This window comes from Paraburkholderia sp., from assembly GCF_049581445.1.
In the GTDB taxonomy this organism is placed as follows: domain Bacteria; phylum Pseudomonadota; class Gammaproteobacteria; order Burkholderiales; family Burkholderiaceae; genus Paraburkholderia.
Genome location: NZ_JBAURZ010000341.1, coordinates 16,821 through 31,417 on the forward strand (window position 1 = coordinate 16,821; position 14,597 = coordinate 31,417).

At 58.5% G+C, this 14,597-nt stretch carries 13 protein-coding genes; 3 read left to right on the forward strand and 10 right to left on the reverse strand.

From position 1 onward, the window contains the following. The first annotated feature begins 325 nt into the window (after positions 1 to 325). Entirely contained in the window at positions 326 to 694 is a 369-nt protein-coding gene (locus WCA85_RS28350) for a nuclear transport factor 2 family protein (RefSeq protein ID WP_424068184.1), read from the forward strand. Positions 695 to 753: 59 nt separating this feature from the next. On the opposite strand, the gene WCA85_RS28355 is transcribed toward WCA85_RS28350, so the two are convergent. The 3 genes from WCA85_RS28355 to WCA85_RS28365 form a co-directional block, all read right to left on the reverse strand. After that, entirely contained in the window at positions 754 to 1,428 is a 675-nt protein-coding gene (locus tag WCA85_RS28355) for a VOC family protein (protein WP_424068185.1), read from the reverse strand. Between the two features lie 113 nt (positions 1,429 to 1,541). Then, positions 1,542 to 2,246 (reverse strand): glutamine amidotransferase, encoded by a 705-nt coding sequence (locus WCA85_RS28360; RefSeq protein WP_424068186.1) that lies wholly within the window; start codon positions 2,244 to 2,246, stop codon positions 1,542 to 1,544. Positions 2,247 to 2,249: 3 nt separating this feature from the next. After that, positions 2,250 to 3,674: an APC family permease gene (locus tag WCA85_RS28365; protein ID WP_424068187.1), complete on the reverse strand. Its 1,425-nt coding sequence runs from the start codon at positions 3,672 to 3,674 to the stop codon at positions 2,250 to 2,252. A gap of 136 nt (positions 3,675 to 3,810) precedes the next feature. Between WCA85_RS28365 and WCA85_RS28370 the strand changes: the two genes are divergently transcribed. Next, a complete protein-coding gene (locus WCA85_RS28370; RefSeq protein WP_424068188.1) occupies positions 3,811 to 5,295 on the forward strand; it encodes a PLP-dependent aminotransferase family protein in 1,485 nt (494 codons plus the stop codon). Positions 5,296 to 5,362: 67 nt separating this feature from the next. Here WCA85_RS28370 and WCA85_RS28375 read toward each other — a convergent pair whose 3' ends face one another. The 3 genes from WCA85_RS28375 to WCA85_RS28385 all read right to left on the reverse strand — a co-directional run bounded on the left by WCA85_RS28375 (position 5,363) and on the right by WCA85_RS28385 (position 7,961). Beyond that, a complete protein-coding gene (locus tag WCA85_RS28375) occupies positions 5,363 to 6,058 on the reverse strand; it encodes a M24 family metallopeptidase (protein WP_424068189.1) in 696 nt (231 codons plus the stop codon). Positions 6,059 to 6,072: 14 nt separating this feature from the next. Then, on the reverse strand, positions 6,073 to 7,179 hold the full coding sequence (locus WCA85_RS28380) for an FAD-binding oxidoreductase (protein ID WP_424068190.1): 1,107 nt from the start codon (positions 7,177 to 7,179) through the stop codon (positions 6,073 to 6,075). Positions 7,180 to 7,319: 140 nt separating this feature from the next. Continuing rightward, positions 7,320 to 7,961 (reverse strand): DsbA family oxidoreductase, encoded by a 642-nt coding sequence (locus WCA85_RS28385; protein ID WP_424068191.1) that lies wholly within the window; start codon positions 7,959 to 7,961, stop codon positions 7,320 to 7,322. A gap of 393 nt (positions 7,962 to 8,354) precedes the next feature. On the opposite strand from WCA85_RS28385, the gene WCA85_RS28390 reads away from it, so the two are divergent. After that, on the forward strand, positions 8,355 to 9,278 hold the full coding sequence (locus WCA85_RS28390) for an alpha/beta fold hydrolase (protein WP_424068247.1): 924 nt from the start codon (positions 8,355 to 8,357) through the stop codon (positions 9,276 to 9,278). Positions 9,279 to 9,301: 23 nt separating this feature from the next. Here the strand turns inward: WCA85_RS28390 and WCA85_RS28395 are convergent, their stop codons facing one another. From WCA85_RS28395 to WCA85_RS28410, 4 genes are all read right to left on the reverse strand, one after another. Further along, positions 9,302 to 10,849 carry a UxaA family hydrolase gene (locus WCA85_RS28395; protein ID WP_424068192.1) on the reverse strand — a complete coding sequence of 516 codons (1,548 nt, stop codon included), beginning with the start codon at positions 10,847 to 10,849 and terminating at the stop codon, positions 9,302 to 9,304. A gap of 6 nt (positions 10,850 to 10,855) precedes the next feature. Next, the gene (locus tag WCA85_RS28400) at positions 10,856 to 12,142 is read right to left on the reverse strand and encodes an MFS transporter (RefSeq protein WP_424068193.1); all 1,287 of its coding nucleotides are present in this window, start codon (positions 12,140 to 12,142) and stop codon (positions 10,856 to 10,858) included. Positions 12,143 to 12,240: 98 nt separating this feature from the next. Then, on the reverse strand, positions 12,241 to 13,374 hold the full coding sequence (locus WCA85_RS28405; RefSeq protein WP_424068194.1) for a mannitol dehydrogenase family protein: 1,134 nt from the start codon (positions 13,372 to 13,374) through the stop codon (positions 12,241 to 12,243). A gap of 16 nt (positions 13,375 to 13,390) precedes the next feature. Continuing rightward, positions 13,391 to 14,401 (reverse strand): zinc-binding alcohol dehydrogenase family protein, encoded by a 1,011-nt coding sequence (locus WCA85_RS28410; RefSeq protein WP_424068248.1) that lies wholly within the window; start codon positions 14,399 to 14,401, stop codon positions 13,391 to 13,393. Between the last annotated feature and the right edge of the window lie 196 nt (positions 14,402 to 14,597).

Genomic DNA, 14,597 nt, shown 5'->3' on the forward strand with positions numbered 1-14,597 from the left:
CGAGGCGCTCGTACGGATAGCGCGCCAACCTTTTGCCTTTTCTCGGGCAACCGCAAGCGACTGTTTCCAGCCGTTCAAATATACGACACACCTCACCACTTTCATTCACTTGAAAATTATCCGGCCGGCTATACCATCAACCCGATGACGCAGTCGAAGTCTAAGCCGGTCATCGAATCATTCCCGGCCGCATACCATCACAAATGGCGAACTTTCTCGATCAGGCTCACTGCCTTTGGGTTGGGGGGTATCACCGGCGTTGTGCATAGCGCCGGGGCGCCGACTTTCAACTCAAATTTTGCTCTCACACTACGAACCACTTCCCATGAAAGACATTCAGGAAATTGAAGCGCTGGTCCAGACGTACTTTGACGGTCTTTACAACGGTCAAGTCGAGAAAATGCGCACGGCTTTCGATCCTCGGGCCGTCGTTGCGGGCGAAGTGAACGGCGTCCCTTACTATAAAAGTATCGAAGAATATCTTGCTGGTGTGGCGAGCCGAAAGTCCCCAAGAGAGCAAGGGGAACCCATGGACATGCATCTGCTTGGCATTGACATCACTGCAAATCTTGCGACGGCCAGGCTAAACGTCAGAATGATGGGCTTCAATTACTACAATTATTTTTCCCTCATCCGGCAGGAAAGCCGTTGGCTCATTATTACGAAAACGTTGACCAACGTCGCACAACCTTAATAACTTTGGTTACCTAACGGTTAAGGCGTGCGTGTCAAAAGGGATAACTGCGCCCATGCTCATGTCGGACGCGGTGCGCCAGACTGCTCACTGACCATGTATTCGGCGTACCAGTCAGGCCAGTTGTCATCATGCTGGCCGGTCAGTTTCTCGTGCTCGCCGTGCGCGGCGGCGGCACGACGAAGCGCGCCAGCGAGCCCCGTCGGGGAGGTGAACGAGGTGACAGGCGAATCCGCCCTTCCGGGGAGCCGTGAGGTCACTTCCTGGAAAACCCAGCCGTTTCCATCTGGATCGCTAAACGAGGCGAAAGACCCATAGCTGCGCCGCTCTGGTTGCGGACCGCTCACGCGTCCTTCCTCATCCCCACGATGGAACAGGCCGCCAGCGTCGTGGAAGACTTCGCTCACATCGATGCCACGCTCGACAAGCTCCGCATGTGCGGCCACTACGTCAGACACGATGAGATGGAGCCCCTGCGCCGATCCTGGCTCGGCCGTCGATACGCCCTTGCCAAACAGGACCGAGCATTGCGAACCCGGAGGTGTGAAATGCACCACCCGAAACTGGTCACTCTTCGCTATATCCACGTCGAGCCGCCAACCCAGGCTGGCATAGAACTGCTTCGCGCGATCGACGTCCGAGACCGGAACAATAACGACCTCGAGCTTCATGTCGACCGCCTGCGCTTTTGCGGCCGCCGCCACGCCTTCACTGCCCGTCTGTGAATTGCTCATGTCGGGTTCCTCGCAATGGGGTGATCCAGGGGTGAGAACAGCAAACGAAGTACGGCACAAGCGAGAGTCTCCAGGAGACCTCAACCCCAATCAAGCGGTAACCGGAAAGACAGTCATGAGCAACTTTCAAGAGTAGCGGGAAGGTCCAGCCAGGTCCGCAAAATCTCCCGGCTGTAAGACGATGAATCGGGAGCATCGCGACGTAGTGATTGAATGTCTATCCCAGCGTGCGCCAGTTCGACCGCATGTCCCACCAGCCAGCTCTCGAGCGTCCGCGCAGATGCCTCGAGATGAAACTGTAATCCGAGTACGCGCGGTCCGATCGAAAACGCCTGGTTCGGGTAAAGCGCGGTGGATGCCAGGCGCTGGGCATCCTGAGGCAAGTCGAACGAGTCGCCATGCCAGTGCAACACCGGCAGCTTCGCTGACAACGGCGCCAGCACCGATTTAGCGCCGGCTTCCGTCAAGCTCACGTCGCCCCAGCCAATCTCCTTGTACGCGCCCGGATAGACGCGCGCGCCAGATACCCGCGCGATCAACTGCGCGCCCAGACAGATCCCGAGCAACGCGCGATCAGCTTTCAGCCGCCGTTCGATCAGCGCAAGTTCATGGCGCAAGAACGGATACCTGTCGTCTTCGTAGGCGCCAATCGGGCCGCCGAGAATCACGACGACATCCGGAGCGCAGATGTCGAGCCTCTGCAGATCGTCTGTTGGGGCTTCCACATACTTGACCCAGTAGCCCGCAGCGGCGAATTCAGCTTCGAACGTACCCAAATCTTCGAACGCGACGTGACGGATGGCGAGAACCTGTTTCATTCATTAAATCTCATTGATGGCCTGGGGTGCCGACAGCGGATACGGCTCGTGAGTCGAGGCGAGTTCCTCGCGGATTCGATTGCGTGCCGCAGGGACGCGTCGGTGAAAGGACATGATCCATACGATGCCGACTGCCAGATAGGCGAGGAACAGATACGGGAAGTAGACCACCGGCGCCGGCGGCAACGGATAGACACTGCCCACGGCCGGAATCAGCAGCAGCAACAGGGCCGCAATACAGTATCCAATGTCCCGTTGGCGCAGTTGGCCGATTCGCGCAAGATAAACCGGCGCAGCAATCGTGATCAGGAAATAAGGCACGAGGAAGCCAAACGCGGCTAGCGTGCCGACCCAGTTGAAAATATCGAGCGGCGCATTGTGTGCGAGGCAGAGAATCGTCGGCACCGCAAACGCTATCGCTGCCATCACGGACACGGCCACATGTGGAGTTGCGTTGGTCGAATGCGAGCCGGCCGTCGATGCGTGAAAGAGGCCGTGACGCCCCATTGCAAAGATGACGCGCGCGCCTGCATTGATGCACGACAGCGCCAGCGAGAAGAACGTGAACATGGCACCCAGCGATAGCGGCACCTGCAGGAACTTCACGTGGGCGAGTTCGGCCAACACGTTGAGCGGCGCGTCGATCTTGTCCAGCGTGGTCGAATAACCGTTGAAACCGTCGACCATGACATACGTCACAAACACAAAGAACACGCCCGACACGATCAGGCTCCAGATCACCGCGCGCGGAATCGACTTCAGCGGATTTTTGGCTTCAGTGCCAAATGCCGTCGCGCATTCGAAACCCACCAGGCTGAAAATCGCCACCACCACGCCAAGCCCCATGCTCGACAGCGGCGTGTCGCTCAAGCTCAGTTGACGGGTATCGATGGCGAAATGATGCTGCGACAGCACGATGGCGCACAGTCCGATGATCAGCAGCATCGACACGCCCTCGAGAATGAGCATCAGCACGGCCGAAAGCTGAACGTTCTTCCACGCGCAGTACCAGGCCGCCGCGGCGCAGATCACGAAGAACACAACCGGCGAGACACTGAAGCCGACCATCTCGGTCAGCTTGCCCGCAAACACCGCGAAACCGGTCATGCCGGCCATCGCGATGCCCAGGTAGGCCCACACCAGCGACCATCCAGCGATACCGCCAGCGGTCAATCCCAAGCCCCGGCTGGTGTACGCGTACATGGACCCGACGCCGGCCGAGCGTCGCGCGAACTGGTTCAGGTTCAACGCGACGAACAACAGCATCACCGTGCCCAACGCGTAAGCGAGCCAGCTCATGTTGCCGGTATTCGAGAACATGACCGGGATGATCAGCGCGGCCGTCATGGTCGGCGAAATGAGTGCGACGGCCTGGCCCAGCAGCTCCGAAAAATTCAGACAGTTGGCGCGAAGCGGATTGCTTTCCATGGATGCACCTTGAGGTCAACGACGACGGATTGGGGGTGCCGCGAATAAAGATTCGGGCTTCGTTATCAGTGAACCGATGCTACGATTCCGTTGGACCAGATGAATCATCCAGAAAATTAAACAAGGGTGGACCAGTATGCTGCGACCGTCGGAGATGGGTATTACGATCAACCGGGATCAGAAAACCCCGCCTTACCTGCAGATCGTTCACGCCCTGATCGAAGAAATTCGCCGCGGGCGCCTCCAGCCGGGCGACGCGCTGCCGGGCAGCCGCGATCTGGCAGACTCGCTTGAGGTCAATCGCAAAACCGTCATCCTGGCTTACGACGAACTCACCGCCCAGGGCTGGCTGACGCCTGAACGTGCCCGTGGCACGTTCGTGTCGCCCCGTTTGCCGACCGCGCAACCGGCCGCGTTCGCGTTTCGCCCCGTCGAAGCGCCACGCGTGCCCGACGAACCGGACTTTCGCTTGCCGGGACAAAAGAGTCGCGTCGATTTCCTGTTGCCCGAGCCAGGCAAGCTGATGTTCGACGACGGCGCGCCGGACACGCGGCTCATTCCCGTCAACGAAATGGCGCGCGCGTATCGGCGCAGCCTGATGTTGTTGAGCCGTGGCAATCAGTTGGGATATGGCGATCCGCGTGGCACCTGGGCACTGCGCAGTTCGATCTCGGCGATGCTCAACGCCGACCGCGGCCTCAACACGACCGCCGAAACCATCTGTCTGACACGCGGCAGCCAGATGGCGATCTTTATCGCCGCACGGGTGCTGACGCAACCCGGCGACACGGCTGTGCTGGAGTCATTGAGTTACCCGCCCGCGCGCGAGGCGTTTCTCGCCAACGGCGTTGAGGTCGTCACCGCCCATGTCGATGACAAGGGTATGCGACTCGATGATCTTGAGAAGATTTGCCGGCGCAAGCGGGTTCGCTGCGTGTATCTGACGCCGCACCATCAATTTCCGACGACCGTTCTGCTACCGCCGGAACGGCGCTTGAGGCTGCTCGCGCTGGCCGATCAATTTGGCTTCGCCATCATCGAGGACGACTACGATCACGAATTCCACTTCTCGCATCGTCCCATGTTGCCGCTTGCAAGCGCGGACCAATGGGGCAAGGTGGCTTATATCGGCTCGCTTTCGAAACTGCTCACGCCGAGCTTGCGAAGCGGCTATATCGCGGGGGCTAAGCGGTTTGTCGATCGGGTGGCTGAAGAGATCCTGTTGATCGATCGTCAGGGCGATCCAGCCACCGAACGCGCGGTGGCGGAGATGATGGAAGCCGGCGAAATCCGCCGTCACGCGCGCAAGGTGCTGCGCATTTACGACGAGCGGCGCCTATTGTTTGCCGACCTCCTAAAGCGTCATTTCGGCTCGGCGATCGAGTTCGACGTACCCGATGGCGGCCTCGCCTTCTGGGTGCGTTTCGCCGACACCGTTGACGTGGGCAAACTGGTCGCGCGTGCCGCACTGCACGGCGTGAAGCTCTTGCCAGGCGCAACTTACTCGATGTCGGGCGAGCCGACTTCGGGGCTCCGACTAGGCTTCGCGAGCCTTGACGAGCACGAACTCGAGGAAGCGGTCACGCGGCTGGCAGCAAGCTGGAAAAGCCTGAACGACTAGAAAGCGGCAAAGGCGTCATGCCGTTGCATGACGCCTTTAGCCATCCTCATTAAATCCGTTTCGGACGTCAGACTTCGTCTGAGAAGTACGTATCGTCCAGCAGCATGTCTTCGAAGAATGCGCCATACGCCTTCTCAGGATGCCGGATATGAATTTCGAGCACCCAAAGTAGCGGCGAAGGTGTGAACGGAACCTCGGCAAGCGGACCTTCGTAAACCGCCGCATGCGGAAAATCGGAGATCCGGTGACCCGACAGATCGAGGTTAAGCTTCCAACCCAGTTCGCTTGCACGACGGTCGGCGAATTGATAGAGCGCCTCGCCTGTCAGCTTGTCGTCACGCCACTTGGCGCGGACCTCATGGAACAGTGCTTTCGCATCGCGCGCGCAGCGGGCCATGTCGGCATCCGTGCCAGTGACGAAGGTGTCGCCACCATCGCCTTCCCATTGCTCCCAGACCGGCCCGATGTCGATCAGGAAGATATCGTCGGCGCCCAGCACGATGCCAGGGTCCGACGGCGCACCGAAAGTCTTGGTCGTATTGGAGCCGAACCTCACGTAGACGTCGTGCCAGCCGCGCCGCATGCCGGCCGCTTTGAGGATGTCCTTCGCCATTTCGACCGCGTCTTCCTCGACCATGCCCGGATGGCATCGCCCGGCAATTGCATGGATTGCGGCGCGGGTCTTGTCCCGCACGGTCAGCATGGTATCGGCAGCGAATGAAGCGCCGACACGTTCGAGGTCCGTCAAGTCGACTGTACTCATGGGGAAATGCTCCGTTATTGTTTGCAGGGGTTGGGGGTTGAATGAATGGACAAAGAAAGACCGCTCGCCGATTGATCGAGCCGTATCTGACACGCGAGCCGCGATCGGGCCGTGACGTTGGGCAGGCATTCGAGCAAATCCTGTTCGTCGCCGCGTGGCGGCGCCAACGTCGCACACGACGCATCGTCGATTTCGATCAGGCACGTCCCGCATGCACCGCGGCCACCGCAGATGCTGGAAATTTCCACGCCCGAGCTGCGTAGCGCGGTCAGCAGGGTTTGATCGGCTGAGACCCGATGATCGATGCCATTGGCCTTGACGCGAATGTCGCCGCCCAGGCTGGACGGCGGCTTCGTTGCAATTTCGCCAAATGGATCGGCGAAAAACGCCTCGGGGGGCAAACCGCGTTGCGCGATCAACGTGTCGCGGACATCGGCCACCATCGCGGGCGAACCGCATGCGTACACGTCAGCGTCCGCGAGCGAACCGAAGTCTTCCATGACTGCGTGCTGCACGCGCCCGTAGCGTCCATCGTCGACACCTTCGACGCTGCGCGACAGCACGGGAACAAAGCGAAAGTTGTCGTGCGAGTTGGCCCATTCACGGGCGACATCCTGCAGATACAGGTCGGTAGACCCGCGGCCGCCCCAGTAAAGCGAAACCGGCCGATTCCAGGCCTCCGACAAAGTGGCGTCAACGATCGCTCTAACCGGGGCAAAGCCGGTCCCGGTACAGATGAAAACCGCGTGTGCTGCTGCGGGTCTGGATTGCCAGCCAAAATCACCGAACGGTCCGCGCCATGAAACGCTGTCACCGCGCCTGAGCGTGCGCATTGCACGGTCGCTGAATATGCCGTTGGGAATGCGGCGAACATGAAGTTCGATGCATCCGTCCTGGAGGCGGGACTGAGCGAGCGAAAAGCTCCTGAAACGCCCGTCGTCAGCCAGCACGTCGATATATTGTCCCGGCGACCAGGCGAAAGCTTCGCCTTGCGCGAGGCGGATCCTGAGTATCGTTACCGCAGGCCCGTACTGCTTGATCTGTTCGACCTGCCCGTGGACCAGCCCCGCTTCGCGGGAGCGCGTTGCGTCAAAATGTTCCGCGAGGGTCGAGCGAATCATGTGCGGCCTGTAGCTGAAGATCACGCCGCAATCTTAGCGAATCACGGACCCTATCGAACCTCCAGTTTTTCAAAATCAACTGGTCCAGAGCAGGCACTCAGGACTCGACGGCGAACCGAAGTTGCGCCGTCGAGGTCACATTACGCCTCGGCCAGCATCTGTTGAATGGCTTGCTCGAAGGCTTCGACAGGTTGTGCGCCCGTCAGCAGGTAGCGATTATTGAAAATGATCGACGGCACCGAATGGATGCCCATGGCCTGGTAATGCTCTTCTTCCGCACGAACCTCGTTGCCGTAATCACCGCCTTGCAAGACTGCGCGCGCCTCTGCGCCGTCAAGACCCACAGATTCCGCGGCTTCAACCAATACATCATGATCGCTCGTGGATTTGCCCTCGCCATGGTAGGACTTGAGCAACGCCTGTTTGAGTGGCAATTGTTTGCCTTTGATGCCGGCCCAATGCAACAGGCGGTGCGCATCAAAGGTGTTATAGATGCGCAAACGCTGGCCGAAGGTAAAACCCACATTCGCTCCGCGCTCGCGAAGCTCGGCCTGTGCCTGGAGTACCTGCGCCGGAGTGCGCCCGTATTTCTTGCCGATATGTTCAATAAGGACTTCGCCTTCATCGACCATATTCGGATTCAGTTCGAACGGATGCACGACCAGTTCGGCGTCGACAGTCTCGCCAAGATGCGAGAGTGCAACTTCGAGCGAGGATAGACCGACAGCGCACCACGGGCACGCGATATCGGAAACAAAATCAATTCTGAGCGGCTTTTTCATTGCTTTCCTGATAAGGATAAGGCGACGCGCAAGTTAAACAGGACGGGACTCGCGCCTCGCGACGTCTCGGATGAGATCGCAGATAGCATTATTCTCGGCGATTTTCAACGCAGAATTACCGCGCTCGCAGCAATTCAATTGTTCCTGTGCGTCAATCATGTGGTTCGGCACCGTGCCAGCACGCATGCGGCTCATGGCCATGGAATTGTTTCGCTGGCCATGGCAAAGGGAATGTCCTCATCACTTGTTCGGATCAAGTTGCCTGGCTAAGATGACCATTCGGAAGCTATCAGCAAGCTAGTGGCATCCTTCAGGATTCCTGTCAGGTCAAAAGGAGCCCCCATGTTCAAGCTGCGTTTTCTTGCTGTTGCCATTGCCTGCCTTAGCATAGTAATGGCCCGTCAGGTTCATGCTGCGCCACTGACGCAAAACACCGCGACAGACGAGCCAGTCTACTATCGCAGCGTCAAGGTCGACGGCCTGTCAATCTTTTATCGGGAAGCCGGTCCGCCCGACGCGCCGACCATCTTGCTCCTTCACGGCTTCCCGTCTTCGTCGCGCATGTACGACCCGCTCCTTGAACGCCTGTCTAACCAATACCATCTGATTGCACCGGATTATCCTGGGTTTGGTCACAGCGATGCCCCGAGTGCTAAAGACTTCTCGTACACGTTCGATCATCTGGCAGAAGTCACGCAGCACTTCACCGAAGCCTTGGGCCTTCACCACTATGTGCTTTACGTGCAGGATTATGGAGGACCCATCGGCATGCGTCTTGCGGTGACGCATCCGGAGCGGATCGACGCACTGATCATACAGAATGCGGTCAGCCACGAAGACGGGCTGGGGCCGCTTTGGGACACGCGGAGGAAATTCTGGAAGGACCGGTCAGCAAACGAGGCCGCGCTTCGCGAGAATTTCCTGTCGCTGGCCTCGACGCGACAACGTCATGTGGGCTCGAATCCACATCCAGAGACGATCAACCCCGACCTCTGGACGGACGAATTCGCCTTCCTGAGCCGTCCGGGCGAGGCGGACATACAGACTGACCTCTTCTACTCCTACCAGACCAACGTAGCCAGTTATCCCGCCTGGCAGGCATGGCTGCGAGCGCACCAACCCCCAACACTTGTCGTCTGGGGGAAATACGACCCGTCGTTCCAGGTCGCCGAAGTTGCGGCCTATCAGCGCGATCTGCCGAAAGCTGAGGTTCATATTCTCGATGCTGGCCACTTTGCACTGAACGAGAAACCTGACGAGATCGCGGCGCTCATGCGCAGTTTCCTTGGGCGAGTGACAGGGCCCAAAGCGGAATAACCGCAGTTGCCCGCTCTCGACGATCAGGTTATGACGCCCAGTTGCCAGGGCACAAACTCATTTTGCCCGTAGCCGTAGACCTCACTCTTGGACGCGACGCCAGACGCACATTCGAGGATGCGCTGAAATATCGCATCGCCGAGTTGTGCGATGGTTGTGGTGCCGTCAATGACGCCGCCGCAGTTGATATCGATGTCGTCCTCCTGCCTGTCCCACAACGCGGTATTCGTCGCGAGCTTGAGGGACGGTGACGGCGCACAGCCGTACGCCGAGCCGCGTCCGGTCGTGAAGCAGATAACATTCGCGCCCGACGCAACCTGGCCCGTCGCCGACACCGGATCGTAGCCCGGCGAGTCCATGAAGACGAAGCCCTTGGCGTCAATCCGCTCGGCGTATTCATAGACCTCGACGAGATTCGTTGTGCCGCCCTTGGCGACGGCTCCAAGCGATTTCTCAAGAATGGTCGTCAATCCGCCGACCTTGTTCCCCGCTGACGGATTGTTATTAAGCTCAGCGCCGTTTCTTGCGCAATAAGCTTCCCACCACGCAATTCGCGCCAGCAGCTTTTCGCCCACCTCCCGGCTCACTGCACGACGTGTCAGCAGATGCTCCGCACCGTAGACCTCCGGCGTCTCAGAGAGAATCGCAGTACCGCCGTTGCGCACGAGAAGGTCAACAGCAGCCCCCAAGGCCGGATTCGCCGAGATTCCCGAATATCCATCGGAGCCACCGCACTGCAAACCCACGATAATATGCGACGCCGGCACGGGTTCCCGGCTGACCCGGTTTGCATCGACCAGCATCTCCTTTACCATCTCGATGCCGCGCTCGATGGTCTTTCTCGTCCCGCCACTGTCCTGGATCGTAAAGCCGCGTATCTGCTCGCCTTCTTTCAGGCCGGCAGAATCCAGAACGCCTGCGATCTGGTTGGTCTCGCAACCCAACCCGACGAACAGAACCGAGTAGAAATTCGGATGAACCGCATACCCTGCAAGCGTGCGACGCAGGACCGCAAGGCCCTCGCCCAGCGTATCGATCCCGCAACCAAGTCCGTGGGTAAGTGCAATCACCCCGTCGACATTCGGATAATCCGCGAGCGCATCCGGACGGACATCGCGTCGAAAATGATCGGCAATCGCCCTTGCAACGGTCGCTGAGCAGTTGACGCTGGTTAGTATGCCGATGAAATTTCTGGTCGCAACGCGTCCGTCATGGCGCCGGATACCCATGAACGTAGCCGGCCTGTCAACATAGTCCGTGGGATGCAGGTCGACGCCAAACTCGTGATTGCGCGAAAACTCAGCCATGCTGAGGTTATGCGTGTGGACGTGCTGGCCGCGCGAAATTTTTTCCTTCGCCACACCGATGATCTGGTTGTAGCGCTTCACCGGTTCACCGGCGGCGATGTCGCGTGTTGCAATCTTATGGCCCGGCGGGATAAGCCCGGTAACCACGAGATTCTCTGACTCGAGGCGCGCGCCCGACATCAACTGACGCGTTGAAATGACGACATCGTCGTTGGCATGCAGACGAATGATTGCGCGGTCCGATACGGCTGACAAAGTAGACATGATGTTTTATACCGGGGAATGGGCGTGACTCTCCGCGAGAGCGTCGCTGTCGCCGCCCATGGAAAATGGCTCGATTCTCTTTACGATCACGAGGTAGCTGAACGCACCAAGACAGCAGAAACCTCCCGCGACGCACAGCGGAATCGTGAAGGATCCATGCGTCATTGAAACCATCATGCCGGTGAAAGTCGTGATGACGATACCGGCGAGATTCGACGCAAAATTCTGAATGCCGCCCAGCGACGCCACGTGATCGCGTGTCGGCGCAACATCTCCGGGCAGCGCCCAGATGCTAGCGCCCGCGAATGAAAGGCTGCCGTAGGCGATGGCGAAAAACGCCAGCATCAGGTACACATCCGACGTGAATGCACAAAGCGTAATGATCGAAGAGAGCAGCATGGCACCCACGATGCAGGTTTTACGCGCTGCCGTGAGACTCCAGCCGCGCCGATACAGCGCATCGGACACAAAGCCGCCAAGCCAGCCGCTAGGGATGGCAAACAACGCGGGAATCATCCCTAATGTGCCGAGCGACTTCAACGAGAAGCCACGCGTTTGAACGAGGTAGCTTGGGAACCAGGTGATAAAGAAGTAAATGGCGAAATTCAGGCAGAAGAAGCCAAGCATCATGCCCCACGTGGTTCGATGCTTGAAGAGCGAAAGCCACGTGACTTTCTGAGTCGGTACGGTTTGCGGCGGCAAAACAGCATCAGGCTCGCCCGTCAAATCGCCGCGTGAAGGATTCCGGTAAATCAGAAACCATCCGAGGACCCAGACGAAACCGACTGCGCCCGTGATGACAAATGACGCTTCCCAGCCCAGCGTGCCGATGATCAGGGCCACTATAGGAATCGAGAGCGCAGAACCGACGCGCGAGCCGCTATCGAAGATACTGGTAGCAAACGCACGTTGTGCCGGCTTGAACCATTGACTGACGAGCTTCGCACAGGAAGGGTATGCGCCAGCCTCGCCCACACCTAGCATCAGACGGCAGCCGAACATCGCAGCCGCGCTCGATACACTCGCGGTTAGCGCCGTGAAAAGCGACCACCAGCCGACCGCGAGCGGCAAGGCGATACGCGCTCCGACGCGATCAACGAACCAGCCGAACGGCAACTGCATCAACGCGTAAGTCCAGAAAAATCCGCTCAAGATCAAACCCATTTGAGCCGGACCGATGCTGAGCGCCTTCTGGATCTGCGGTGCGGCAACAGCGAGATTCGCGCGATCAACGTAATTCACGGAGATCGCGAGAAAACAAAGAAGTATCACAATCCAACGCATATTGCGCATGCTTGTCTCCTTTACTTCATGGCTAACGGTTCCGCTTGCCGGCTCGCCGGTTGGACCGATCGCTTCTAATTTAACAACAAGGGGGACCACTCGCGTAACTAGTTACCGGCCAATGCTGCCCTGAGCCGCTTCTGCTCGACCCGTATACCCATTTCCGCAGCCAGATCGACGACCGGCTTGAGACGGCGCTGCTTTTTTTCTTGATGGTTGTTGGCGATATCGGCAAGACGGTGCGCCAAAAACGGATTCTCGAACCGGTCGCGCACCTCGTTGAGATAGTCTTGGGCCCTCTCATACTGCCCAAGGGCGTCGAAAACCGGAAGCACTTCGTCCTTCCACGTCGATTCGAGTGCAGAACGCCAGGCCTCGTTGCGCATACCATCGAGCACCGTTGAACTCGCGTCGCCATTCGTATTGAGCCAGGACTCCGCAAGCATCGTGTGCCCCAGATTGAGCAGGAACAGCTTCAGGCGCTCGAAATCGGCAAGCTTGTCTGTTAGCACGATGCTCTCGTGCCGACAGGGCAACATCATGCCTTCCTGACGTTCAATGGCCCACAAGGCATAGGGTTCGGCCACCGCTCCAACCGGCTCAATCGCTTCGGAAACGATCCGGTCGACCAGCGAATTGACCCAGATGCAACCATGGCTCAGATAATTGAGGAAGCCCGCGTCCGCTTGCCAGTCGCGAGCGACGGAGATCACGAGGTCACGCAGGACATCGCCGTTGCGAGAAACCAGTTCGCAAGGAAGGATGGTAATCGCGTCGCCACCAGCACGGTAACGTGCGTGGAGCAAGACGGCCAGTTTCGCTGCAAATCCGCGAGGTGCAGATTCGGCGGTCAAGCTGGAAGATTTATCCTCGAGAAACAGGGCATAACCGCTATCAGCCGTATTGGAGACGATTACTTTCACGTCGTGCTGGATGGACTGGAGTAATGTCCTCCAGTCATCGTCAGCGTGGAACGCCTGGGCGACGCTATCGCACTCAATGCTCAGATCGACCGGCTCCTTGCGACGCAAACCCCGAATGCGGACAGGATATCGCCCCGTTGAACGGAGTGCATCGATGCGGGCGCGGCTCTGCGCACTCGTAGTCGTCTGCACGACGGCGATCTTTCCCAATGCATCATCCGGATCGCGACGTGCTGCTTCGCAGACAAAAAGATCGACGTGCGCTTGCAGGAATCGACTGGTACCAAACTGGAGAATCGGGCAGGTCTTGACGGTCATTCTCAACTCCTGCCCGTCAGCATTCGACAATCGCTTTCACGACACCAGCGGAAGGGTCGAGTAGTTTGGGAAAATCGGCAGGAAGGGTCGAGAGTTGCAAACGGTGGGTATTCAAGGCCTCGTCAGGAATCAGTCCAGCGCGCATGGCCTTTAGAACCGTGTCAAAGTCCTCTTGCGTTGCGTTGCGACTACCCAACAGCGTGGCTTCCCGCTTATGAAATTCCGGGTCCGAGAACGAAATGACATCTCGTACGATGGAAATGAATACGTACTTTCCACCGTGAGCAATGAAATCGAAACCGCGACGCATCGCATTTGCGTTGCCTGTCGCATCGAACACGACATCAAAAAACTCGCCATCGGTGAGATCGCTCAGTTTTTCCGCGTCGGCGTCTCCAAGCGACACTGACGCTGCCACACCAATCTTGTCGGAACAGAACCTTAGACGGTCTTCACGTGAGTCGAGCGCTGTCACCGTTGCGCCGCGAAGCTTCGCGAAGATCATGGCTGCCATGCCAATCGGGCCTGCGCCCACCACCAGCACGCGCTGCCCTGCGCCCACGTCTCCGCGTCGAACGGCATGCGCGCCGATCGCAAGAAACTCAAGCATGGCCGCTTGATCAAGGGTAATGCCTTCGGCTTTCTGGACGAACTGGGCTGGCACGCTCAGATACTCGGTCATTGCGCCGTCGCGGTGAACGCCTAGAACCTGAATGTTCACGCAGCAATTCGTTTTGCCGTTACGACAGGCAATACATTTGCCGCACGAAAGATACGGCATCACGTAGACGGGATCGCCATACTCTAAGCCGGAATCGTCGTCGGCCGCTTCGACTGTGCCGGACAGTTCATGCCCCATCACCCGGGGATATTGAAGGTAGGGCTGGTTTCCCGTGAAGATATGCATGTCAGTACCACACACGCCAACGCGCCGGACTCTGAGCAAGACCTCGCCCTTCATACGTTCAGGGGTTTGGCGCGTCTCGGACAGAAGTGTTCCCGGCTTTTCACAGATAACCGTCAGCATGACTAACATACCTCCAAGGATATTGATCAGCGTCGATCGCAAGACAAAAGCCCCCGCATTGGGGCTCGTATGTCCGTGTCTTGCGATGCGCAAAAACGCCAGGCGCCGCGACGTTCAGCCGCCCGCATCAGGTTAGTTTTATGGCTTCTGAAGTACCGCGGCACACGGTGCTTTGTTGAGGGTAGAATAGTTTTCG